This window comes from Caulobacter sp. AVps16 (assembly GCF_058681455.1).
The window spans coordinates 3761638-3784935 of sequence record NZ_CM178739.1; the positions used below are offsets into that span (position 1 = coordinate 3761638).

Annotated in this window: 21 protein-coding genes, 2 tRNA genes and 1 pseudogene; 11 read left to right on the forward strand and 13 right to left on the reverse strand. The window is 68.6% G+C overall.

Features of this window, described 5'->3' with window-relative positions; translation table 11 throughout:
* Window positions 1-286: 286 nt before the first annotated feature.
* The 3 genes from ACW17U_RS18070 to ACW17U_RS18080 all read right to left on the reverse strand — a co-directional run bounded on the left by ACW17U_RS18070 (window position 287) and on the right by ACW17U_RS18080 (window position 2105).
* The gene (locus tag ACW17U_RS18070) at window positions 287-1279 is read right to left on the reverse strand and encodes a M23 family metallopeptidase (protein ID WP_492054251.1); all 993 of its coding nucleotides are present in this window, start codon (window positions 1277-1279) and stop codon (window positions 287-289) included.
* Window positions 1280-1408: 129 nt separating this feature from the next.
* Window positions 1409-1484, reverse strand: a tRNA-Ala gene (locus tag ACW17U_RS18075).
* A 153-nt stretch (window positions 1485-1637) separates the two neighbouring features.
* A complete protein-coding gene (locus ACW17U_RS18080) occupies window positions 1638-2105 on the reverse strand; it encodes a TIGR02300 family protein (RefSeq protein ID WP_062150485.1) in 468 nt (155 codons plus the stop codon).
* A gap of 115 nt (window positions 2106-2220) precedes the next feature.
* Here ACW17U_RS18080 and aroA point away from each other — a divergent pair, with 115 nt between their 5' ends.
* The 3 genes from aroA (at window position 2221) to rpsA (ending at window position 6049) form a co-directional block, all read left to right on the forward strand.
* Entirely contained in the window at window positions 2221-3549 is a 1329-nt protein-coding gene (gene aroA, locus ACW17U_RS18085) for a 3-phosphoshikimate 1-carboxyvinyltransferase (protein ID WP_492054252.1), read from the forward strand.
* A 3-nt stretch (window positions 3550-3552) separates the two neighbouring features.
* A complete protein-coding gene (cmk, locus tag ACW17U_RS18090; protein ID WP_492054253.1) occupies window positions 3553-4203 on the forward strand; it encodes a (d)CMP kinase in 651 nt (216 codons plus the stop codon).
* Window positions 4204-4336: 133 nt separating this feature from the next.
* A complete protein-coding gene (gene rpsA, locus ACW17U_RS18095; RefSeq protein ID WP_062150477.1) occupies window positions 4337-6049 on the forward strand; it encodes a 30S ribosomal protein S1 in 1713 nt (570 codons plus the stop codon).
* A 160-nt stretch (window positions 6050-6209) separates the two neighbouring features.
* Here the strand turns inward: rpsA and ACW17U_RS18100 are convergent, their stop codons facing one another.
* Window positions 6210-6341, reverse strand: coding sequence for a hypothetical protein (locus tag ACW17U_RS18100; RefSeq protein ID WP_257720829.1), 132 nt, complete (start codon window positions 6339-6341; stop codon window positions 6210-6212).
* Between the two features lie 125 nt (window positions 6342-6466).
* Between ACW17U_RS18100 and ACW17U_RS18105 the strand changes: the two genes are divergently transcribed.
* Together ACW17U_RS18105 and mscL are read left to right on the forward strand one after the other, a co-directional pair.
* Window positions 6467-6751, forward strand: a complete 285-nt coding sequence (locus tag ACW17U_RS18105; RefSeq protein WP_062150474.1) for an integration host factor subunit beta — start codon at window positions 6467-6469, stop codon at window positions 6749-6751.
* A 78-nt stretch (window positions 6752-6829) separates the two neighbouring features.
* A pseudogene (gene mscL / locus ACW17U_RS18110) lies at window positions 6830-7243 on the forward strand (large-conductance mechanosensitive channel protein MscL); the annotation flags it as partial.
* A gap of 149 nt (window positions 7244-7392) precedes the next feature.
* Here mscL and ACW17U_RS18115 read toward each other — a convergent pair.
* The 4 genes from ACW17U_RS18115 to acs all read right to left on the reverse strand — a co-directional run bounded on the left by ACW17U_RS18115 (window position 7393) and on the right by acs (window position 13296).
* Window positions 7393-10230, reverse strand: coding sequence for a M16 family metallopeptidase (locus ACW17U_RS18115; RefSeq protein ID WP_492054254.1), 2838 nt, complete (start codon window positions 10228-10230; stop codon window positions 7393-7395).
* Window positions 10231-10321: 91 nt separating this feature from the next.
* The gene (locus ACW17U_RS18120; protein ID WP_492054255.1) at window positions 10322-10756 is read right to left on the reverse strand and encodes a thiol-disulfide oxidoreductase DCC family protein; all 435 of its coding nucleotides are present in this window, start codon (window positions 10754-10756) and stop codon (window positions 10322-10324) included.
* The gene (locus tag ACW17U_RS18125; RefSeq protein WP_492054256.1) at window positions 10753-11322 is read right to left on the reverse strand and encodes an SRPBCC family protein; all 570 of its coding nucleotides are present in this window, start codon (window positions 11320-11322) and stop codon (window positions 10753-10755) included. The genes ACW17U_RS18120 and ACW17U_RS18125 overlap by 4 nt, the downstream gene beginning before the upstream one ends.
* A gap of 33 nt (window positions 11323-11355) precedes the next feature.
* Window positions 11356-13296, reverse strand: a complete 1941-nt coding sequence (gene acs / locus ACW17U_RS18130) for an acetate--CoA ligase (protein WP_492054257.1) — start codon at window positions 13294-13296, stop codon at window positions 11356-11358.
* 130 nt (window positions 13297-13426) lie between these two features.
* On the opposite strand from acs, the gene ACW17U_RS18135 reads away from it, so the two are divergent.
* Window positions 13427-14179 (forward strand): creatininase family protein, encoded by a 753-nt coding sequence (locus ACW17U_RS18135; RefSeq protein WP_062150460.1) that lies wholly within the window; start codon window positions 13427-13429, stop codon window positions 14177-14179.
* Window positions 14180-14210: 31 nt separating this feature from the next.
* On the opposite strand, the gene ACW17U_RS18140 is transcribed toward ACW17U_RS18135, so the two are convergent.
* The 5 genes from ACW17U_RS18140 to tsaD form a co-directional block, all read right to left on the reverse strand.
* Complete coding sequence (locus ACW17U_RS18140; protein ID WP_492054258.1) at window positions 14211-16013, reverse strand: methyl-accepting chemotaxis protein; 1803 nt, start codon at window positions 16011-16013, stop codon at window positions 14211-14213.
* 110 nt (window positions 16014-16123) lie between these two features.
* Entirely contained in the window at window positions 16124-16489 is a 366-nt protein-coding gene (locus ACW17U_RS18145; protein ID WP_492054259.1) for a Rieske (2Fe-2S) protein, read from the reverse strand.
* 7 nt (window positions 16490-16496) lie between these two features.
* Window positions 16497-16778, reverse strand: a complete 282-nt coding sequence (locus ACW17U_RS18150) for a YciI family protein (protein WP_492054260.1) — start codon at window positions 16776-16778, stop codon at window positions 16497-16499.
* Between the two features lie 12 nt (window positions 16779-16790).
* Window positions 16791-17789, reverse strand: coding sequence for an NAD(P)H-dependent glycerol-3-phosphate dehydrogenase (locus ACW17U_RS18155; protein ID WP_492054261.1), 999 nt, complete (start codon window positions 17787-17789; stop codon window positions 16791-16793).
* Window positions 17786-18883 carry a tRNA (adenosine(37)-N6)-threonylcarbamoyltransferase complex transferase subunit TsaD gene (tsaD, locus tag ACW17U_RS18160; RefSeq protein ID WP_492054262.1) on the reverse strand — a complete coding sequence of 366 codons (1098 nt, stop codon included), beginning with the start codon at window positions 18881-18883 and terminating at the stop codon, window positions 17786-17788. Before tsaD ends, ACW17U_RS18155 begins: the two co-directional genes overlap by 4 nt.
* Before the next feature lie 71 nt (window positions 18884-18954).
* Between tsaD and hemC the strand changes: the two genes are divergently transcribed.
* The 5 genes from hemC to ACW17U_RS18185 all read left to right on the forward strand — a co-directional run bounded on the left by hemC (window position 18955) and on the right by ACW17U_RS18185 (window position 23183).
* Window positions 18955-19911, forward strand: a complete 957-nt coding sequence (gene hemC / locus ACW17U_RS18165) for a hydroxymethylbilane synthase (protein ID WP_492054263.1) — start codon at window positions 18955-18957, stop codon at window positions 19909-19911.
* 3 nt (window positions 19912-19914) lie between these two features.
* On the forward strand, window positions 19915-20610 hold the full coding sequence (locus ACW17U_RS18170; protein WP_492054264.1) for a uroporphyrinogen-III synthase: 696 nt from the start codon (window positions 19915-19917) through the stop codon (window positions 20608-20610).
* 42 nt (window positions 20611-20652) lie between these two features.
* On the forward strand, window positions 20653-21534 hold the full coding sequence (locus ACW17U_RS18175) for a COG4223 family protein (RefSeq protein ID WP_492054265.1): 882 nt from the start codon (window positions 20653-20655) through the stop codon (window positions 21532-21534).
* Window positions 21531-23066 carry a heme biosynthesis protein HemY gene (locus ACW17U_RS18180; RefSeq protein ID WP_492054266.1) on the forward strand — a complete coding sequence of 512 codons (1536 nt, stop codon included), beginning with the start codon at window positions 21531-21533 and terminating at the stop codon, window positions 23064-23066. The genes ACW17U_RS18175 and ACW17U_RS18180 overlap by 4 nt, the downstream gene beginning before the upstream one ends.
* Window positions 23067-23107: 41 nt before the next feature.
* A tRNA-Thr gene (locus ACW17U_RS18185) sits at window positions 23108-23183 on the forward strand.
* Window positions 23184-23298: the final 115 nt, after the last annotated feature.

Below are 23298 nucleotides of genomic sequence, written 5' to 3' on the forward strand. Positions count from 1 at the left end.
GCCTTGCCTCAAGCCCACGCAAGCCAAACTCGCCCAACAAGAAGGGCCGGCGGAGGCAGGCACAGATCATGGCGAAATGAAAACGGTGCGCCGCAAGCCGGGACAACCTGGCTTAAGCTCAAGCTCCAAAACTCGAACGGCCGGGCCGCAAAACCATCAGGTTTCGCCGCCCGGCCGGAGTGACACAGCCGCGCTGGAGAACAAGGCTGAGATCAGAATATGCCACAGATCCGGTTCACCTGAAAGGGGAAACGCGGGCCAATCCGGGATCGCCGACACAAGATCGTTAAATTGTGATCGACCAGCGGGCCTCTGTCACGCCCCCCCCGGCCTGAAGGATCACATAATGGGCTTCATAGTGGCCCCGCGGCCACCCTCCTGCCGGGGCCTTCTTGCCGGTGAACAGCATGAACTGGGCCTTGGCGCTGGTCAGGGCCGCCATCTTGGTTTCCGCCAGAACCGCACCATCCGGGGCCCTGACGGTCAGGCGGGCCTCATCGCCGACCTTAAGGCCGATCGCGCGCACATAGGCCACCAGAGAGGTCGCTGAGCCCGGCCGGGCGAGATCTCCGGCCTCGATGGCCTCCATGGTCGCCGGGCCGGCTGCAAAGCCAGAGTTGAGCACGGCACGCGGCTTGTAGCGCATCTGGGCGGCGGCGGCGGTCGTCCACAGACCGGGTCCGGACCCGCAGGCCCCTGCCGTCCCGGGATCCGGCGCAAACGGGTCTATGACCGCGTTGCCCTGCCGGACAGTGAAGTGCAGATGCGGATACTCGGTCAGGCCGGAAAGCCCAACCTGTCCCAGGGCCTGGCCGCGCCGGACCGTCTGGCCGGGTTTCACGACCAGTGAGCCCTGGCGCATGTGGCAATACTGGGTGACCAGTCCGCCGCCATGGTTGATGACCAGACCGTTGCCGCATTCCTGGCCCTTTACGGCGGCCACGCCCGTCGTCTTCACCGAGACATCGGGCATGTCGTCACGGAGTCGCGCCACCGTCCCGTCAGCGGCCGCCAGGACCGCAACGCCGGCCTGTTGGGCCCTAAGGTCCCTCAGGCGGAAATCGACCCCGTTATGCGCTTCATAGGTCAGGGAGCCGCACTGGTAGTCCCGGGCACTTGGGCCCGGATCGCGGTCAACCAGGTTCTGGACGACGCAACTGACGCCAAGTTCGCACTGCAGCGGTATCGACAGGCGGGGCGTCGTGCCCGATCCGCCCTCTGTCGCCTGGACCAGCAGGTTCAGGCCGCCGGCCAGCCCAATCAGCAGCCATGGTCGCATGAGATCGCTCCTACCGGTCCTGCGTTCACCATCCTTGGACGCGCCAGGATGAGGGGACAGCAAGGGCGGAAGTTTGTCAGGGGCGGCCGGAAATGGAAACGGCCGCTCCCTTTAGGGAAGCGGCCGTCTTGGTGGAGCTTAGCGGGGTCGAACCGCTGACCTCTTGCATGCCATGCAAGCGCTCTACCAGCTGAGCTAAAGCCCCGAGGTCCTTGGTTTCCCAAGAGAACCTTGGTGTTTCTCGCCTGGACCGATCAGGTCGCTCCCGGCGAGGCGCGGAACCTATGCCGGGAGGATTTCTGGATCAACCCTCCCGGCGAACTTTTTTCGAAGAATTTTTCGAAGGCCGGTTCAGGCCCTAGCGATCGTCGTCGTCGGCACCCGGAAGGCCTTCGATCTCGTCGTCGAGCACATCTTCGTCCTCGTCTTCGAGGAACGGGACGTCATCAGCCTCGTCTTCGGCAAGATCTTCGTCCTCGGCGAAGTCGACGCCCAGATCGTCGCCGCCCGCCGGGGTCGGCGCGCCCGGATCGGCGTCTTCGTCGTCGGTCTCGATGACGTCCGGCTCGACCTTGTCGATTTCCGGCGTCTCATCGACCTCGTCCTCGAAGCCATCCTCGTCCTTGGGCTCCGGAGCGGGCTTCTCGTCCTCGGCGTCATAGTCCGGGGTGACGGCGCGCGCCCGGACGCGGCGCGATTTCAGCGCCTCTTCCGGATCAAACGACTCGCCACACTTCGGGCAAAGGGCCGGACGGCGGCCCAGGTCATAGAATTTCGATTGGCAGTTGGGGCAAATTTGTTTTGCGCCCAATTCGGGATTGGCCAAGAGGCGAACCTTTGATCCAGATGGGAAAAGCGGCCGGTCACTTGCCATGACCAGGGCCCGCTGTCAAAAGCAAACCCCTCGCGAACCCCACCATGACTAGGGAGCCGGTTACGGCATGACGGCGGCTGGACTGAAGAGCGGGCCCGGCGGAGCCCTTCGCGGCACTGTCCGCGCCCCCGGCGACAAGTCGATCTCGCACCGATCCATGATCCTGGGTGCCCTGGCGACGGGCACGACGACGGTCGAGGGCCTGCTCGAGGGCGATGATGTCCTGGCCACGGCCAGGGCCATGGGGGCCTTCGGCGCACGGGTCGAGCAGGAGGGTGTCGGCCGCTGGCGCATCGAGGGCCAGGGCGGCTTTTCCGAACCGACCGACGTCATCGACTGCGGCAATGCCGGTACGGGCGTGCGCCTGATCATGGGTGCCGCCGCCGGTTTCGCCATCTGCTCCACCTTCACCGGCGACCAGTCGCTGCGCGGCCGGCCCATGGGCCGGGTTCTTGACCCCTTGGCCCGCATGGGCGCGACCTGGCTGGGCCGCGACAAGGGCCGCCTGCCCCTGACCCTCAAGGGCGGCAATCTGCGCGGCCTGACCTATCGCCTGCCCATGGCCTCGGCCCAGGTGAAATCAGCTGTGCTGCTCGCCGGCCTTCATGCCGAGGGCGGCGTCGAGGTGATCGAACCGGAAGCGACCCGCGACCACACCGAGCGCATGCTGCGCGGGTTCGGGGCCGAGGTGATCGTCGAGGACAGGGACGGTGCCCGCCATATCCGCCTGCCGGCCGGCCAAAAACTGACCGGGACCCATGTCTCGGTTCCCGGCGATCCGTCGTCGGCGGCCTTCCCGCTGGTGGCCGGCCTGATCGTGCCGGGCTCGGAGGTCACGGTCGAGGGCGTGATGCTCAATGAGCTGCGCACCGGCCTGTTCACGACCCTGCAGGAGATGGGCGCGGATCTGGTGATCTCGAACGTCCGGATGTCCAGCGGCGAGGAGGTCGGCGACATCACCGCTCGCTATTCCCAGCTGAGGGGTGTGGTCGTGCCGCCCGAGCGCGCGCCGGCGATGATCGACGAGTATCCGATCCTGGCCGTGGCTGCCGCCTTCGCCGACGGCCCGACCGTGATGCGCGGCATCGGCGAGATGCGGGTCAAGGAAAGCGACCGCATCGCCCTGACGGCGGCGGGCCTCACGGCCTGTGGCGTCAGCGTCGAGGAAGAGCCCGAAGGGATGATCGTCATGGGAACCTGCGGCGGCAATCACCCCGTACGCGGAGGTGGTCTGGTCCACACCCACGGCGATCACCGCATCGCCATGAGCCACCTGATCCTCGGCATGGCCGCCCAGCAGGGCGTGGCCGTTGACGAACCGGGCATGATCGCCACCAGCTTCCCGGGCTTTGCCGACCTGATGCGCGGCCTGGGCGCGGACCTGTCGGAAGCCTAGACCATGGCCTTCATCATCGCCGTCGACGGCCCGGCCGCCTCGGGCAAGGGCACGGTCGCCAGCCGGCTGGCGGCGCTCTACGGCTATCCGATGCTGGACACCGGCCTGCTCTACCGCGCGGTCGGGGTGCGGTTGCTGGGCGCGAGCGGCGACCTGGACGACGCCGTCGCGGCGGAAGCCGCCGCCCGGGGCCTGGACCTGTCCGAGCTGGAAAAGGCCGAGGTCCGCACCCGCGCCGCCGGCGAGGCCGCCAGCCGCGTGGCGGTGCACCCCGGTGTCCGCGCGGCCTTGTTCGCCCTGCAACGCGACTTCACCAAGCGCGAGCCGGGCTCGGTGATTGACGGCCGCGACATTGGCACGGTCATCGCCCCCGAGGCCCCGGCCAAGCTTTATGTCACCGCGACACCGGAAATCCGGGCCGAACGCCGCTGGAAACAGCTGTCGGGTCAAGGCGAGATGGTCAGCTTTGACGATGTTCTGGCCGACATCCACAAGCGCGACGCCCGCGACGGTGGGCGGGAAAACGCCCCCATGACCCAGGCTCCAGACGCCGTCTTGCTCGACACGTCGGAAATGACTATAGAGCAGGCCTTCGATGCGGCCCGCCGCATTGTCGAGACGGCGCGCGCCCGGTCGGGAGACCTCCCGGGCTAATCTAACGCCCGCCTCGCCGCCGCTTAGGAAGCGCCGGATCCGCATCAAAAATCACCCAACCCGGAATCCCCAGAACCGTCATCCGACGGCCTTTACCAATGGGGCCTCCCTCAACACGAGACTAAACATCAGCATGGCTGACGATATGAGCTTCAACCCGACGCGCGACGATTTCGAAGCGCTGCTGAACGATTCCATGGGCGGCCGCGACTTCGCGGAAGGCACCGTCGTCAAGGGTATCGTTGTCGGTATTGAAAAGGACTTCGCGATCATCGACGTCGGTCTGAAGACCGAAGGCCGCGTTCCCCAGAAGGAATTCGGCGTCGACGAAGCCGGCAAGCCCACCATCAAGGTCGGCGACCACGTCGAAGTGTTCTTGGAGCGCCTCGAAAACGCCCTGGGCGAAGCGGTCATCAGCCGCGAAAAGGCCAAGCGCGAAGAAGCCTGGACCCGTCTGGAAGGCGTCTACGCCCAGAACGTTCCGGTGCTCGGTGCCATCGTCGGTCGCGTCAAGGGCGGCTTCACCGTCGACTTGGGCGGTGCCTCGGCGTTCCTGCCCGGTTCGCAAGTCGACATCCGCCCGGTGCGCGACGTCGGCCCGCTCATGGGCAAGGAACAGCCCTTCGCCATCCTCAAGATGGACCGTCCGCGCGGCAACATCGTCGTCTCGCGTCGCGCCATTCTGGAAGAAGCCCGCGCCGAGCAGCGCACCGAACTGGTGTCGCAGCTGCAAGAGGGTGAAATCCGCGAAGGCGTGGTCAAGAACATCACCGACTACGGTGCGTTCGTGGACCTCGGCGGCATCGACGGCCTGCTGCACGTCACCGACATGAGCTGGAAGCGCGTCAACCACCCGAGCCAGGTCCTGGCCGTGGGCGACACCGTCAAGGTTCAGATCGTCAAGATCAACCCGGACACCCAGCGCATCAGCCTCGGCATGAAGCAGCTGCAGTCGGATCCGTGGGACGGCGTGGAAGCGAAGTACCCGGTCGGTGCCAAGTTCACCGGCCGCATCACCAACATCACCGACTACGGCGCGTTTGTTGAGCTGGAAGCCGGCGTTGAAGGCCTGGTCCACGTCTCGGAAATGTCCTGGACCAAGAAGAACGTCCACCCCGGCAAGATCGTCTCGACCTCGCAGGAAGTCGACGTGGTCGTGCTTGACGTCGATCCGTCCAAGCGTCGCGTGTCGCTGGGCCTGAAGCAGGCCCTGGCCAACCCGTGGGATTCGTTCCTCGAAACCCACCCGGTCGGCTCGACCGTCGAAGGCGAAGTCAAGAACGCGACCGAGTTTGGTCTGTTCATCGGCCTCGACAACGACATCGACGGCATGGTGCACCTGTCGGACATCGACTGGAGCGCGTCGGGCGAAGAAGCCATGGCCCGCTACAAGAAGGGCGACATGGTCAAGGCGAAGGTTCTCGACGTTGACGTCGAGAAGGAACGCATCTCGCTGGGCATCAAGCAGCTCGGCGGCGATCCGATGTCGGGCGACACCTATCGCAAGGGTCAGACCGTCACCGTCACCGTGACCGAAGTGACCACCGGCGGCATCGAAGTTCGCTTCGGCGAAGACGACGCCCTGATGACCGCGTTCATCCGCAAGTCGGACCTGTCGCGCGACCGTCAGGAACAGCGCCCCGAGCGCTTCGCCGTGGGTGACCGCGTCGACGCTCAGATCACCAACATCGACAAGGCGGCCCGCCGCGTTTCGATGTCGATCAAGTCGCTGGAAATGGCCGAAGAGAAGGAAGCCATCGAGCAGTTCGGCTCGTCGGACTCCGGCGCTTCGCTGGGCGACATCCTGGGTGCCGCCCTGCGCGAGCGGGCTACCCCGAAGGAATAGTCTTCGCTCTCATCAAAGACTGAAGTCAGCGGCGGCCGGAGCGATCCGGCCGCCGTTTTCTTTGCGCCAAACCCACCGCTCCTGGTCGCTAAGTCCTTGGATGGGGTGAGCTTTGGTGAGGTCAGAGGGTTCTCTGCGGGGTCGTTCTCAGCCGGGGCCGTCAGATTTCTCCACCGCCCTTCAGAAGGGTTTCTTTTCCGCCTTTGGGCGGGTCATTCAGCGAAAACCCTGTTGTCTTGGCCGCTCCGGCGGCATTTTGATGCCCAAATGCGGTATTGATGCAGTCGAACATGTCTGAGTGGCCCGGCCCAACGGCGCAGCTCGCCGGTCAGAATCTCAACCTGCCTCTTGAAGACTCAACCACCCTTGGGCAAAGGTCCGCTCGCGCCGCCTCCTCCTCCGGCGCCGGGGATATCGATGATCAAGTCTGAACTCATCGCCAGGCTCGCGAATGAAAATCCGCACCTGACGCAGAAAGACGTCGAGCGCGTTGTCAGCGTCATTCTGGAGCGCATGATCGGTGCCCTGGAAGGCGGCGGTCGCGTCGAGCTGCGCGGCTTTGGTGCCCTGTCCGTCCGCTCGCGCCCGGCCCGTGCCGGTCGCAACCCGCGGACTGGCGAAACCGTCGACGTCCGCGCCAAGCATGTTCCGTTCTTCAAGAGCGGCAAGGAACTGCGGGCCCGGCTCAACGCCGACGAGTAGCTGACCCAGCCTTGACCTCCGGGCCCGAACGCCGTCAGCCTTGCGGCCTTCTGCAAGCCCAGTCGGCGAGGCCCGGTCATGAGTGTCATCAAGGAATTTCGCGAGTTCATCTCGCGCGGCAACGTCATTGATCTTGCCGTCGGCGTGATCATCGGCGCGGCCTTCAACGGCATCGTCAAGAGCCTGGTCGACCAGGTGATCATGCCGCCGATCGGCCTGCTGACCGGGGGCCTGGACTTCTCCAAGCTGGAATGGGTGCTCAAGCCCGAAGACAAGGCCACCGAGGCCGTGGAGAAGGTCGCCGTTCAGTACGGCGCCTTCATCAACACCCTGATCCAGTTCCTGATCGTGGCCGCCGTGGTGTTCCTGCTGGTCAAGATCGTCAATGGCATCCGCCGCGCTGACGCAGCCGAGCCCGCCCCGGAAGCGCCCGCCGCTCCGACGGCCCAGGAAGCCCTGCTGATGGAGATCCGGGACCTGCTGGCCCGGGAGGCGGCACCGCAGGTTGTGGCCGCCGCGCCCAAGGCGGCGGCTGCGAAGGCACCGGCCAAGGTGCCGGCGAAACCCAGGCCGAAAGCCTGAAACCCTGTCATCCCGGCTCACGCCGGCGGCGCGAACCGGGATGACGAAGTCTGTCTGTCCTATTTGCCCTTGGTCAGGGTCGGGCTGTCGAGGTCCAGCTGGGCCGCCGGGATCACCGTGGCGTTCGGCACGGCGCTCGCCAGGGTGTCGCCCATCTTCGTGCGGTCGCCGGCGATGATGATGCTGGCCCGGGCCGGATCCATATAGGCCTTGGCAAAGGCCTGAACGTCAGCTGCGCTGACCGCCTCAACCTTGGCCGCATAGCTCTGGATCTCGTTCAGTGGCACGCCATAGACGGCCAGATTGCCCAGGATGTCCGCCAGGCCCTCCGACGTACCCAGTTCGCGGCCGAAGCCCCCGACCAGGACCGACTTGCGGGCCGTCAGCTCGCCGGCCGAGGCCGGCTCGGCCGCCAGACGGGTCAGTTCGGCCTGGACCAGGCTGACCACCTGGCCGGCCGATTCGTTCTTGGTCTGGACCCGGGCCGAGAAGCCGCCGAACTGGCCCTGCGGGGTCAGGCTGGAACCGGCCCCGTAGGATAGGCCGCGCTTGATGCGGATTTCCTGGTTCAGACGCGAGGAGAAGCCGACTCCCAGAACGGCATTGGTCACCAGGCCCGCATAATAGCTGGGATCGGCCCGGGTGATGGCCGGCTTGGCCAGGGTCACGGCGGCCTGGCCGGTGCCCGGCAGGTCGATGACCAGGTTGCGCGGCTTGTAGCCCGCCGGCGCGGCCGGCAGGGCCGGTGCCGGGGTCGCCGGCTTCTTCCAGCCGCCGAACGCTTTTTCGGCCAGGGCGAACCCGGCCTCGGGCGTCAGATTGCCGGTCAGCACCAGAACGGCATTGTCCGGTCGCCAGGCTGCGGCATGCATCTTGACGAGATCGTCCCGCTTGATCTTGGGCAGGGAGCCCGGCGTGCCGCCGGCCACATGGCCATAGGCCGAGCCGGCATAGAGCAGGGGCGCGCTGGCATAGGCCGCCAGCGAGCCGGGACGCTGATAGGCCACCGAAAGCCCGTCCAGGGTCTCGGTACGGACGCGGTCCAGTTCCTCGGCCTTGAAGACCGGGTTCTGGGCGACGTCAGCCATGATCGCCATGGCCGGAGTAGCCTTGTCGGCGATCACGCTGAGGGTCAGGGAGGCAGCCTCCCAGCCCGAGCCGGCCGCCAGATTGGCCCCCAGGGCCTCGGTCTGGCTGGCGATGTCGCCTGCGCTGCGGGTCTTGGTGCCTTCGGTCAGCAGCTCGGCGGTCAGGCTGGAGGCCCCGGCCAGACCGGCCGGGTCGGCGCTGGCCCCGCCGCGAACCGTGAGGTCGGCGGTAATCAGGGGCAGGTCGCTCGACTTGGCGACAATCACCCGCAGGCCGTTGGCCAGGGTCTTTTCGACCGGGCTCGGCAGGACGGCGGCGATCGGTGCCGCGACGGCCGGAGCCTTCTGGCGCTCGGCCTCCGGAGCCAGGGTGGTGATGGTGCCATTGAACTTGACCGAGGCGACCTTCGGCGGAACCGGGGTATTGTCCTTCTCGCCGGCCGGCCGGGCGGATTCCGGCAGATAGCGGATGGCGGTGCGGCGATCATCGGCCAGCCACTTTTTCGCAACCCGCTGCACGTCGGCGGCGGTCACGGCCTGGAGGTCGGCCAGGTTGGTATTAGCGCGGGCGGCATCACCGTCGGTCAGCAGGGCATAGCCGATGGCGAAGGCGCGGCCATCGATCTCTTCGCGGCGGCGTACCGCGTCGGCCAGCAGGCCGGTCTTGGCCTCGGCCAGCTCGGCCTCGGACGGCGGGGCGTCGCGCAGGCGGGCCACCTGGGCCAGAAGGGAGGCCTCACCCTGCTCGGCCGTCTTGCCGCCGGCCATCACGGCCCCGACATAGAACAGGCCCGGCTGGGCATTGGTCGGGCCCGAGGAGAAGACCGACTGGGCGACCTTCTGGTCATAGACCAGGGTGTCATAGAGGCGCGACGACTTGCCGGCCGAGAGGATGGCGTCCAGCACGGCCAGGGCCGGGGCGTCCTTGTCGGCCGAGGCCGGGGCCAGCCAGGTGATCGCCACCGCCGGAAGCGGCACGTTCGGACCATAGGTATTGACCGTCTTCGGTCCGGCGCGGGGCGGCTCGACCACGGTGACCTTGGGCAGGGGCGCGGCCGGCGTCTTCAGCGGGGCAAAATACTTGTCGACCAGGGCCTGCAGCTGGGCCTCGTCGAAATTGCCGGCCACGATCAGGGTGGCATTGTCCGGGCGATAATAGGTGGCGTGGAAGGCGCGGACGTCATCGACCGTGGCCGCGTCCAGTTCTTCGATCGAACCGATGCCGGGACGCTTGTAGGGGTGGGTGGTGAAGGACTGCTGGGGCACATAGAGGGCGAACAGTCGGCCATAGGGATCGGCCAGAACCCGCTGGCGCAGCTCTTCCTTCACGACATCGCGTTCCGAGGCGAACACCGCCTCGTCGATGACCAGAGAGCCCAGGCGATCGGCCTCGGCCCAGAGCAGGCGCTCCAGATGGTTGGCCGGCACCACCTCGTAATAGTTGGTGAAGTCGTCATAGGTGGAGGCGTTGTTGAAGCCGCCGACATCTTCAGTGAGGCGGTCGATCGACTCGTTGGGCATGTTGCGCGTGGCCTTGAACATCAGGTGTTCGAAGAGGTGCGCAAAGCCCGAACGGCCCTCCGGGTCGTCCTTGGAGCCGACGCCGTACCAGACCTGGACCGTGACATTGGGCGTTGTCGTGTCGCGGGCGGTGAACACCTTCAGGCCATTGGCCAGCACCCGCTCCTTGTAGGCGATCGGCGGCACGCTGATCGAGGCGGTCGCGGGGGCGGCAAAGGCCAGGGGCGACAGGGCGGTGGTCGAGAGGGCCAGCGCCACGAGGGCGGCCTTGGCGACGGGACGGATCATTCGGATGGGCTCCAGCAAACGCGGTTGCGGCGACCCTATCACCGCGCCAGCCGGGCGAAAGCTTACCGTCTTGTCATGAAGGGGGCCCGCATCACCCGGGCGGCGGCTCCAGGATGAACCGGGCACGTACGGCGGGCGAGGGGACCATGCACACTGCCTTCTTGCCCATCAGGCGGTAGCGGTTGGCCGCGAGCCAGTCATAGGCCCAGTCCATGGGGCGGCGTGGCAGGCGGTCGATGAAGGCCAGCCAGCGCCAGGGCGCTCGCATGCGGCGGAGCAGCGCCCCGATCGCGGCGGTCTTGGCCAGGGCCTGGCCGCGATCCAGAAAGAGGAAGCTGTCCGGATGGTCGGGATCAATGCCGTGGGCGAGGGCCAGCTGGCGGCCATAGGGGGACTGGATCGGAGTGAACCGGATGCCCCCCTCGCGATCGAGCCGCAGGACCAGGGCTACCGAGCCCGAACAGAGATTGCAGACCCCGTCGAACAGCCAAAGACCGTCCGGCGGGTCCTGCGGCCCCGGGATCACTCGACCTCCAGGCATTCGCGGCGCAGGGCCTTCAGGGCGTCGGGCACATCGCGGCGCATCAGGCTGCTGAGCAGGGGTGCCGACAGGGCGAAGGGCGCGGCGGCCCACATTTCATAGGTGACGCGGGTGGCGGTCCCGCCGCGGATCGGCTCCAGGCTCCAGGAGCCTTCGCAGGCGCGGATGTCGCCGCCGACACAGGTGAAACGGATGCTGCGGTCCGGCTCCAGATCGATCCGCGAGGTCGACTTCAGGGCCGGCAGGAAGAAGCTCCATTTGACGAGGTGCTCGCGCAGTTCCGACCGGCCATTCGCCGCGCGGGTCAGGACCCGGCAGCGCTTGACCCCCGGGGTCATCCGCGCCGCCCGGTCGCAGTCGAGAATGGTCCGCCAGACCACTGAGGCCGGGGCGGGAATATCGATGGCGGCCCTGACCATGCCGCCCCGGCCCTGGGCGTCGGCATGGGCCTCGATCGGGATCTCGCCCAGGCTCAGCCGCCCGGCCCAGCCGGCATCAGCCAGGGCCGGGCTGGCCAGGAGGAGCAGGATGAGGGAAATCCGACGGCGCATCGCGCAGAGGCTAACGCGCCAGACGGCGTTCGGTTAGGCCCCGGCGCGGTTTTTTACCAGATCGTCGACGACCGACGGATCGGCCAGGGTCGAGGTGTCGCCCAGACTGCCGAGTTCGTTCTCGGCGATCTTGCGCAGGATGCGGCGCATGATCTTGCCCGAGCGGGTCTTGGGCAGGCCCGGGGCCCACTGGATGATGTCGGGGGCTGCGAACGGCCCAATCTCGTGGCGAACCCAGAGAATCAACGCCTTGCGCAGGTCGTCGGTCGCCTCGGTGCCGGCATTCAGGGTCACATAGGCATAGACGCCCTGGCCCTTGATATCGTGCGGATAGCCGACCACGGCGGCCTCGGCGACGGTCTCGTGGGCGACGAGGGCGCTCTCGATCTCGGCCGTGCCCAGGCGGTGGCCCGAGACATTGATCACGTCATCGACCCGGCCGGTGATCCAGTAATAGCCGTCGGCGTCGCGGCGGCAGCCGTCGCCGGTGAAGTACTTGCCGGGATAGGTCGAGAAATAGGTGTCGAAGAACCGGCCATGGTCGCCATAGACCGTGCGCATCTGGCCGGGCCAGCTGTCGGTGATCACGAGATTGCCTTCGGTGGCCCCGTCCAGGACCTGGCCCTCGGCGTCGACCAGCTGCGGCTTGACGCCGGGCAGGGGCTTGGAGGCTGACCCCGGCTTGAGGTCGGTGGCACCGGGCAGGGGCGTGATCAGCATGCCGCCGGTCTCGGTCTGCCACCAGGTGTCGACGATCGGCAGTTTCCCCTTGCCGACCACGCGGTGGTACCAGAGCCAGGCCTCGGGATTGATCGGCTCGCCGACACTGCCCAGCAGGCGCAGGCTCGAAAGATCGTTCTTCGTGACGTGGTCGTCGCCCTCGCGCATCAGGGCTCGCAGGGCCGTGGGGGCGGTATAGAAGATCTCGACCCTGTGCTTGTCGATCACCTCCCAGAAGCGGCTGGGGGTGGGATAGTTGGGCACGCCTTCGAAGATCAGGCTGGTCCCGCCATTCGAGAGCGGGCCATAGACCACATAGGAGTGGCCGGTGACCCAGCCGACATCGGCCGTGCACCAGAAGACTTCACCGGGCTTGTAGTCAAACACCGCCCAGAAGGTCCAAGAGGCCCAGGCCAGGTAGCCGCCGGTGGTATGCAGCACGCCCTTGGGCTTTCCGGTCGAGCCGGAGGTGTAGAGGATGAACAGCGGATCCTCGGCGTTCATCGGTTCGGGCGCGCAATCGGCCGAAACCGTCTCGCGGACCTCCTGCCAGACGATGTCGCGGCCATGGACCAGCGGCACGTCCGCCCCGGTCCAGCGGACCATCAACACCTTGGCGACCCACGGGCAGTGCTTCAGGGCCTCGTCGATATTGGCCTTCAGCGGCACGCGCTTGCCGCCGCGCTTGCCCTCGTCGGCGGTGATCACGAAGTGCGAGGCACAGTCCTGGATGCGGCCGGCAATGCTGTCGGGCGAGAAGCCGCCGAACACCACCGAATGCACCGCCCCGATGCGGGCGCAGGCCAGCATGGCCACGGCGGCGATCGGGATCATCGGCAGATAGATGGTCACCCGGTCGCCCTTCTGGACGCCCTGTGCCTTGAGGACATTGGCCATGCGGCAAACCTCCTCATGCAGCTGGCCATAGGTCAGGCTTTCGGAGGTTCCTGGTTCGTCACCCTCGAACACCAGGGCGACATCATCCTTCTTGTGGGGCAGGTGGCGATCGATGCAGTTGGCGCTGACGTTCAGCACCCCGTCGGCGTACCAGCGGATGCGGAAGTCGTCCTTGTCGAAAGAGACGTCCTTGATCTCGGTCGGAGCCTGGATCCAGTCGAGCCTGGCGGCGATCTCGCGCCAATAGGCTTCCGGATCGGCCTCGACGCGGGCGAGAGCGACGTCATAGGCAAGGGCGTCGATATGCGCCTCGCGCGCCAGGGCCTCTGGAACCGGGAAAACCTGTCCGTCGCTCACGCCATTCACTCCCTTGGTCTTGTTGCGGCCGGAGTATGCGAAGGGTGTGTCGGCGCGCAAGGATACCATTAAGGTTTCTTGCGTGGCCGTCGCGCGCTATGCCGGTTTGCGCCCTGTTCAGGAGTTTTCGATGCTACTCGCCCTCTCCACCTGGTCCGAGATCGAGACCTTTCTGAAAACCAGCAAGACCGTGGTGGTGCCGATCGGCTCCAATGAGCAGCACGGCCCCACGGGTCTGCTCGGCACCGACTGGCTGTGTCCGGAAATCATTTCGCACGAGGCCCAGAAGCTTTCGGACACCGTGCTGGTGGCCCCGACCTTCAATATCGGCATGGCCCAGCACCACCTGGCCTTTCCGGGCACCATCTTCCTGCGCCCCTCGACCTTCATCGCCGCGATCGGCGACTGGGTGCGGTCGCTGGGCGCGCATGGCTTTGAGCGGATCTATTTCCTCAATGGCCACGGCGGCAATGTCGCCTCGATCGAGGCGGCCTTTTCAGAGATCTATGCCGATTACAGCTTCCGCGGCACGCGGGCCCCGTTTGCCCTGAAGCTGAAGAACTGGTGGGACCTGGCCGGCGTCAATGCCCTGGCCAACCGGCAGTTTCCCGTCGGCCATGGCAGCCATGCCACCCCGTCCGAGATCGCGGTGACCCAGTGGGCCTATCCGCAGTCGATCAAGACCGCCGCCTATGAGCCGCAGATCGCCCCGACCGGTCCGATCCGTGAAGCCCTGGATTTCCGGGCCCGCTATGCCGACGGTCGCATGGGGTCCGACCCGGCCCAGGCCACGCCGGAAAAGGGAGGCGAGCTGGTGGCCATGGCCGCCCAGTCCCTCATTGAAGACCTGGCGGCCTTTGCGGCGGAGACGGCCCCAGCCTAGGAACGCAAGGTCTGCTGGCCTCGAAAGCGGCCTAAGCCGCCCGACGGTGAGCGACGTGGCCACCGGCGATCCGCAGCTCGCCCATGCGCTCGGCCAGGCGCGTGGCCTCCTGAGCCAGGGCGTGGCTGGCGGCGGTGGTCTCCTCGACCATGGCGGCGTTCTGCTGGGTGACCTGGTCCATCTGGTTCATGGTCGTATTGACCTCGGCCAAGCCACGGGCCTGTTCCTGGGTGGATGCGGCCATGGCGCTGACCAGGGCGTCGATCTGGTCGACCTCGTCGGCAATGGCGCGCAGGGCCTCGCCGGCCTTGCCGACATATTCGACACCCTGACCGACCTCGGCCGCGCTGGTGGCGATCAGGGTCTTGATCTGCTTGGCCGCGTCGGCCGAGCGCTGGGCCAGGGCCCGGACTTCCTGAGCGACGACCGCGAAGCCACGGCCGGCCTCGCCGGCCCGGGCGGCCTCGACCCCGGCATTCAGGGCCAGAAGATTGGTCTGGAAGGCGATCTCGTCGATGACGCCGATGATCTGGCCGATCTGGCTGGAGGATTTCTCGATCGCGCCCATCGCACTGACCGCCTGGCCCACGACGGCGCCGCTGTTGCCGGCGGCGGCCCGGGCCTGCTCGACCACCTTGCGGACCCGCGTCGCCCCTTCGGCCGTCTGACGCACCGTGCTGGTGATCTCGTCGAGGGCCGCGGCGGCTTCTTCCAGGCTGGCGGCCTGGTGCTCGGTGCGGCGGGACAGGTCGTCGGCGGCCTCGGTGATCTCGGCCGTACCGCCATGGATCATCGACACCCCTTCCAGAGAGGCCGCGATCACGCCTGAAAGCTTGTCGACAGCGGCGTTGTAGTCGATGCGCAGGCGCTCATAGCCCTCGGGGAAATGCTGATCGATGCGGTGCGACAGGTCGCCGTTCGACAGGTGTCGCAGGGCATCGCCGAGATTGCCGACCACGGCGTTCTGAGCGGCATCTTCAGCGGCCCGGCGGGTTTCTGCCGCACGCCGTTCGGCCTCGAGGGCCTCGCGGACATCGGTGGCTTCGAGCTCCTTCTGTCGCGCCTCGACAGCGTCGCGGAAGGCATGGACGGCGGTGGCCATCTCGCCGATCTCGTCCTTGCGCCCCATCTTCGGCAGAACCACCGAGAAGTCTCCGGCCGCCAGTCGCCGGAGGCAGCGGGTGATCTCGGACAGGGGCGCGATCAGGACCCTCTGGGCGGCCAGGATCAGGCCGACGGCCAGGGCGGCGGCCGACAGCAGCAGGACCCCCATCAGGATCTGGCCCAGGACTCCAAGGCGTCGTGCGTCTTCTGCGTCGCTGGTGGCGGCCGCCTCAATCCGCCCTGAGGCATGCTCCATCTTGTCTTCAAGGGTAGTGAACTGCCTGTTGAAATCGGGCAGCAGGCCGCGGGCCGCAGCGGGATCGGTGTCAGCCACAGCGACCACGCTGGAGGCGGCGGCAATATAGGCCCCGAGCGGAGCCTCGACGTCCTTCAGGGCGGAGCGTATGGCCGGATCATGGGCGAGCTGTTCGCCGGTCTTGATATCCTCTTCGAAAGCCGCGACGTGCTCGGCCAAATCGGCCCGAACCGTCTTGATGTCGAAGCCCAGGGCCGGGTCGCTGGACATGATCGCGCCGGCCACGTCGCCGCGCAGGGCGTCGTGCATCATGTCGGCGTGCATGTGCAGTCGCAGAATTCTGGCTGATGTGGAGGCGCGCTCCAGGGCCTTGTCGAGGCTGAAGGCCACCCAAAGTCCGGTGCCTGCCGTCGCCGCGCAAAGCAGGGCCGCACCGCCACACGCTCCAACAATCTTCTGGCCCAGTGACGCCATCAGCCCGTCTCTCCCGCAAGGACTCGGATCCGCACGGCCAGATCATGGCGACGACATGTCTAACGGGTCTTAACTCTACCTTGGCGGCGCAGCGACAAAACGTCGCGCGTTCAGGTCGTGTGAACCTCGCCCGCCTCAACCCGCACAGGCCAGGGCGTCAGGGTCTGGCCGGGACAGGGACCGGCCACACAGACCCCGTCCTCGATCCGGAACAGGGCCGCGTGGCCGCCGCACAGGATCAGGTCGCTGTTGCGGGTCAGGTACTGCCCGGCAAAGCCCGCCATCGGCCAGCCGGCATGTGGACAGCTGTCGACATAGCCGAACACCGCCTCGCCCTGGCGCACGACAAAGCCGGCGAACATCGCCTCGCCGTCGCGAAACCGGAAGCCCTTGGCTCCGGGCGAGGGGATCTCGTCCAGGGCGCAGAGCCGGGTTCCGGCCGCCGGGCGCGCCCTGTTGTCGGGGTCGGAGCGCATGGGGTCGCTAGAGCTCGCCGATCGCCAGACGCCAGGGGCGGACCTCGACGCTGGCAAAGACCCCGGCCAGGGTGAAGGGGTCGTTGTCGGCCTGGGCCTGGGCGGCGGCCAGGTCGTCGGCCTCGACGATCAGCAGCGAACCGATCGGATTGCCGTCCTCACCGAGCAGGGCCCCGGCCAGTTTGAGGCCCAGGCAGCCTTTCAGATAGTCGAGATGGACAGGACGGGTGGCGAGGCGCGTTTCGAGAGCGCCGGGCTTGTCCTTGCAGGTGATGGCGAAGAGGGGCATCGGGCGCTCCAGTCAGGCTTCGGATTTCAGGGGCCGTGACAGCAGTCCGGCAATGGCGGCGTCGACCTGGGCCTCACCGGCCAGGATGGCGGCGACGGCCTGGCAGATCGGCATCTCGACGCCCAGGCGCACGGCCAGGTCACGCACGGCCGGGGCCGAGGCGACGCCCTCAGCCACCGACAGCTTGCCGGCCAGGGCTTCGGTCAGGGTCATGCCGCCGCCCAGGGCCAGGCCGACACTCATGTTGCGGGACTGCGGACTGGAGCAGGTCAGGACGAGATCGCCCAGACCGCAGAGGCCGGCGACGGTTTCGGGCCGGGCCCCCAGGGCCATGGCCAGGCGGGTCAGTTCGGCAAAGCCCCGGGTGATCAGGGCGGCATGGGCGCTGCGACCCAGGCCCTTGCCCTCGACGATGCCGCAGGCGATGGCCAGGACATTCTTGACCGCCCCGCCAGCCTCGGCCCCGATCATGTCGCCGGCGAGATAGGGGCGGAAGGTCGGGGTGGCGATGGCCTCGGCAATGGCCCGGCCCAGGGCCTCGTCCTCGCAGGCCAGGGTGACGGCGGTCGGCAGGTTCCGCGCCACCTCGCCGGCGAAGCTGGGACCCGACAGCACGGCCAGGGGTGTGTCCGGCAGGGTCTCGGCGGCGACCTCGGTCATCAGTTTCAGCGTGCCCTGCTCGACGCCCTTGGCGCACAGCACCACGGGCGTGCCGGCACGCAGATGCGGGGCCAGGGCCTTGAGCGCTGACCGTAGATGCTGGGCCGGGGCCACCGCCAGGATCAGGTCGCAGGAGGCCAGGCCGGCCATGTCGGCGACGGCGGCAATCTCGGGCTCCAGGGCGACGCCGGGCAGGAACAGGGTGTTCTCGCGCCGGGCGGCGATGCTCTCGACCACCTCCGGTTCGCGGGCCTGCAGGGTGACGGCGAGGCCGGCCCGGGCGCAGACCTGGGCCAGGGCGGTGCCCCAGGCGCCGGCGCCGATCACGCCTGCATGCTTGAAGCGGTTCATGCCTTGGCTCCCTTGCGGCCGAAACTGTTACTCGGATGGGACAGGGCCGACGCCTCATCAAGGGGCCAGCGGGGACGGGCGACGGCGTCCAGGTCGTCGACGAGGCCCAGGGCCAGCCGCTCGGCACCGGCCAGGGCGATCATCGCCGCATTGTCGGTGCAATAGGCCAGGGGCGGGGCGTCGAACGAAAACCCGTTATCGTCGCAGTTCTTCCTGAGGGCCGCCTTGACCGCGCCATTGGCGGCCACGCCGCCGGCGACGACGAAACGCAGGGCCTGGCCGGGGTGGCTGTCGCGATAGAGTTTCATCGCCCGGTCGGTGCGTTCCGACAGCTGGCGGGCGATGGCGGCCTGGACGGCGGCGGCCAGATCGGCCCGAGACGTCTCGTCGGTGATCTTCTCGGCCTGGCGCGCGGCGGCGGTCTTCAGGCCCGAGAAGGAGAAGTCGCAATCCTTGCGGCCGAGCAGGGCGCGGGGCAGCTCGAACTTCGACGCATCGCCCGTGGCCGCCAGTGTTTCCAGGGCCGGGCCGCCCGGATAGGGCAGGCCCAGGGACTTGGCGATCTTGTCGAAGGCCTCGCCAGCGGCGTCGTCGATCGTCGTGCCCAGGCGCGTACAGGCCCCGACCCCGGCGACCTCCAGCAGCTGGCAGTGCCCGCCGGAGACCAGCAGCAGCAGAAAGGGATAGGGAATGTCCGCCCCCAGCCGGGCCGAGACCGCATGGCCCTCCAGGTGATTGACCGCCACCAGGGGCACATTGCGGGCCAGGGCCACGGCCTTGCCGAAGGCCAGGCCGACCATCACCCCGCCGACCAGGCCCGGCCCGGCGGTGGCGGCCACGCCGTCGAGGGCATCAAAGCCGATCCCGGCCGCCCGCATCGCCTCGGCGGCGATGGCGTCTATGGCCTCGACATGGGCGCGGGCGGCGATCTCCGGCACCACCCCGCCGAACGGGGCGTGCTGCTCGAACTGAGTGCCGATGATCGAGGACAGTACCGTGATCTGCCCGTCGGCCGTCCGGCGCACGACCGCCGCCGCCGTCTCGTCGCAGCTGGTCTCGAGGCCAAGGAGGGTCAGGCTCTTGGGGTTCGGCATTCGGTTGCGGGGTTCCCGCCGCTCCTGTAGCAGCGATGGCTTCAATCGTCTCCGCAGGTAACGTCCCGACCGTGTCCCGGCAACCTCCCATCCGAATTGGCGCCCGCGGCTCCAAGCTGTCCCTGGCCCAGTCCGGCCTCATGCAGGCGCGGATCGCCGCCGCCCTGGGTGCTGCCCCGGGCGAGGAAGAGGCCTATGCGCCCCTGATTCCGATCGTCACCTCCGGCGACCGCATCCAGGACCGTCGCCTGATGGAGATCGGCGGCAAGGGCCTGTTCACCAAGGAGATCGAGGAAGCCCTGCTCGACGGCCGCATCGACTGCGCCATCCATTCGCTGAAGGACATGCCGGCGGAGCTGCCGCCCGGCCTGGTCCTGGCCGCCACCCCCGAACGGGAAGATCCGCGCGATGCCTTCATCAGCCCGCACTGCGCGCGGCTGGAAGACCTGCCCCACGGCGCGCGCCTCGGCACGGCCTCGCTGCGTCGCCAGGCCCAGGCCCTGCATGTCCGCCCCGATCTGCAGATCATCATGCTGCGCGGCAATGTCGATACCCGCCTGGCCAAGCTGGAGCGGGGCGAGGCTGACGCCATCCTGCTGGCCCAGTCGGGCCTGAACCGTCTGGGCCTGGGCCATCTGCCCAACAGCTGGCTCGACCCCATCGCCTGTCCGCCGGCCCCCGGCCAGGGGGCCCTGGTCATCGAGACCCGGCTTGAGGACGTTGGGGCCGACTGGCTCGAGGCCGTGCGCTGCCGTCCCACCACGATCTGTGTCGCCGCCGAGCGCGGTGCCCTGTTCGCCCTCGAAGGCTCCTGCCGCACGGCGGTCGGGGCCCATGCGGTGCTCGATGGCCCGAGGCTGTCGATGATCGTCGAGGCCCTGACGCCCGACGGGGCCCGGCGCTTCCGCCGCCAGGGCGAGACGACTCTCGACGGCGCGGATGACATCGCCGCCGCACGCGCCCTGGGCCTGTCGCTGGGCGCGGCGGTACGGGCCGAGGGCGGCGACGCCCTGATCCTGCCGGACTAGGCGATGACAGCGGGCGGCACGGTCTGGATCACCCGCGCCCGCCCCGGGGCCGAGGCCACCGCCGGCCGGGTCGAGGCCCTGGGCTATGCGCCCCTGGTCGACCCCCTGCTGGAGATCCGCAGCCTGGCACCGGCGGTCACGCTCGACGGCATCGCGGCCCTGGCCTTTACCAGCGTCAATGGGGTCGAGGCCTTTGCCCGACTGAGCCCCGCCCGGACCCTGCCGGTCTTTGCGGTGGGCGAGGCCACGGCCGCATCCGCCCGGGCTGCGGGCTTTGCCCCGGTGTCCAGTGCCGACGGCGACGTGGCGGCCCTGGCTGCTCTGATCGAAAAGGTGCGACCCGGGCCCGTGCTCGCGGTCGGGGCCCTTGAGCCCGCCGCCGACCTGCCCGCCCTGCTGACCAGGGCCGGACGCGAGGCCCGGGCCCTGGCGGTCTATGCCGCGATCGACCGCCTGCCCGCTGCGCGCACCCTGGCGAGACTTCCTGACCTGCAGGCCGTTCTGCTGCAGTCGCCCCGGGCCGCCAGGGGGCTGGCCGCGATCCTCGAGCAACATCCGGCTCCGGCCCTGCGGGCCCTGTGCCTGTCGCCGGCGGTGGCCGAGCCGCTGGCGGCGACGACCCGGTCCGGCCAGCTCGGCTCTGTGGCCCTGGCGCCGCGACCGCGCGAATCCGCCCTGCTCGATCTCCTCGCGCGATAGCTGCACATTGCGCAGCGATGCGGCGTGGGGCACGAATGGCACATGAACGCCGCACACGATCCCGCTGAAATCGTCACCCCCAGCGATCCCGCGCTGTATGCCCGCCGCCGTCCCCTGCTCGGACCGGGCTTCTGGGCGATGATCGCGCTCTGCCTGTCCTGCATCCTTCTCGGAGCCCTGGTCACCCGGTTCGGGCCGAGCTGGTTCCCGGTCGCGACCCAGGTGGACCGACAGATCCAGGCCGCGCCCAGTCAGACGCCGCCGTCCGCGCGCCTGCCGGTCGGCTCGCCCCTGCCGGTGGAGGCCGCCTCGCCGGTGCCCGCAGCACCGGTCGTCGAGGTCGAACGTCTGGAGGCCCGAATCGCGGCCCTCGAATCCGGCCAGAAGGGCGTGCTCGACGCTGCCGCCGCAGCCTTGGCCGCCGCCTCCCTGGCCGAGGCCGCCCAGACCACGGGACCCTTCGACGAGACCCTGGCCAGCCTGGGCCGGGTCCTGCCGATGTCACCCGACCTGCGCGCCCTGACCCGCCTGGCCCAGACCGGGGCCCCGACCCGGGCCGGTCTGGCGGCCGAGTTCGAGACCCTGGCCGGCCGCGCCGCCACGGCCGCACGCGACCCCGGCGAGGACGCCGACCTGCTGGCCCGCATTCGCTACGCCCTGTCCGGCATCGTCTCGATCCGCCAGGTCAGCTCGACGCGCGGCTCGACGCCGGACGCCATGCTGGCCCGGGCCCAGCGTCTGCTCGATGCCGGTGAGGTCGAGGCCGCGATCCGGGCCCTCGACCCCCTGCCTGATTCGGCCAGGGTGGTGCTGTCGCCGTGGCTGGCCTCGGCCGAGCGCCGGGTCGAGGTCGACCGTCATGTGGCGGCGATCCGGGCCGACGCCCTGGCGGGCCTGGCCCAGGTGACGCGGGCTGCCCCATGATCCGCGCCGCCTTTGTCCTGTTCCTCGTCGCGGCCGTCGCCGTCGCTACCGTGGCCCTGATGGGCGAGCCGGGCCGGGCCCATCTCGACTGGATGGGCTGGCGGGTCGAGATGACCGCCGCCGCCGCCGCCCTGCTCACCCTGTTCTCCGCCCTGCTGGCCACGGTCCTGTGGCGGGGCCTGATCTGGGTGATCGAGGCCCCGCGCCGCGCCGCCCTCGCCCGGGCTGAGAACAAGCGTAAGCAGGGCGTTGAAGCTCTGTCGCGCGGCTTTCTCGCCGTGGCGGCCGGCGACGGCTCCGAGGCCCGTCGCCTGGCCCAGAAGGCCGCCGACCTGGCCGAGGATACCCCGGCCCTGGTTCGGGTCCTCGCGGCCCAGGCGGCCGAGACGGCCGGCGACCATGTCGCCGCCAAGTCCGCCTATTCAGCCATGCTCGGCTTTCCCGAAATGCGCCTGGCCGGCCTGCGCGGCCTTATGCAGACGGCCTTGGCCGAGGGTGACCGCCTGGCCGCCGTGCGCCATGCCGAGACCGCCTTTGGCCTGGCGCGCACGGCACGCTGGGCCTGGCGGGCCCTGCTGGAATCCCGGCTCGAGGCCGGCGACTGGGTCGCGGCCCTCGACCTCGCCCAGAGCGCCCTCGACCGCAAGATCGTGCCGCCGGTCGTGGCCGAGCGGGCCCGGGCGGCCCTGCTGGCCGCCTCGGCCGCCAGCCTCGAGGGGTCCGAGGAGCCCCGCAAGCGCAGCCAGGCCCTCGATTTCGCCACCCAGGCCGTCAAGCTCAAGCCCGACTTCGCCCCCGGCGTGATCATGGCCTCCCGCCTGCTGTCCGCCGAAGGCAAGACCGCCAAGGCCGGGCAGCTGATCGAGGCCGCCTGGAAGAGCGCGCCGCACCCGGCCCTCTGGCTGGCCTATCGCGACCTGAAGACCAATGAGACGCCCAAGGCCCGCGCCGCCCGGCTGGCGGCCCTGGCGGCCCTGAAGCCCGAGGCCCGCGAAAGCCGCATCCTGCGGGTCGAGAGCGGCCTGGTCGGCGGCGATCCGGTGGCAGCCCGCGCTGCGGCTCGCCTGCTCGATGACGAGGCCCCTACCGCCCGCTTTGCCGGCCTGATGGCCCGGGTCGCCTTTGCCAATGGCGAGGCCGACGAGGCGCGCGCCTGGATCGCCCGCGGCGCTGCCGCGCCGCAGGAGCCTGACTGGACCGACCTTGATCCCGAAGGTCGCGCCTTTGCCTATGGCCGTGAGGACTGGGCCCGCCTGGCCGTCAGCTACGCCGAGACCGGTGAGCTGATCCATCCTCGCCATGAGCGGCGTGAGCGGACCATGAACGATCTGCCCGAGCTGCCGTCGGCCTATGTGGAATCGACGCCCTTCGTCCGCGCGGCCGAGGTCGGCGGTCCCCTGATGCCGATCCCTGACGACCCCGGCGTCTATGACGCGCCGGCCCTGCCGGAGCCCTCCGGAGAGGGCCCGGCGCCGCGCCGTGGCACGGGTGCACGTAGACGCTTGGCAAGTGGCCCGCGCGCCGCTAAATAGGCGCCTCCTCGCGCCGGGGCCTTGCCTCGAACGCGCTGTGGGCCGCTTTAGCTCAGCTGGTAGAGCACATCATTCGTAATGATGGGGTCAGGTGTTCGAGTCACCTAAGCGGCACCACCACTTTCCCTAGGACATCGTCGTGCGCAGGGCTGAAAGGCCTGAAAGCTTGGGCCCGCGTGGGTCCCAGCTGGGTGTGCCGTTCAGAAGGCAGCGGCATCTGGCGCACAGGATC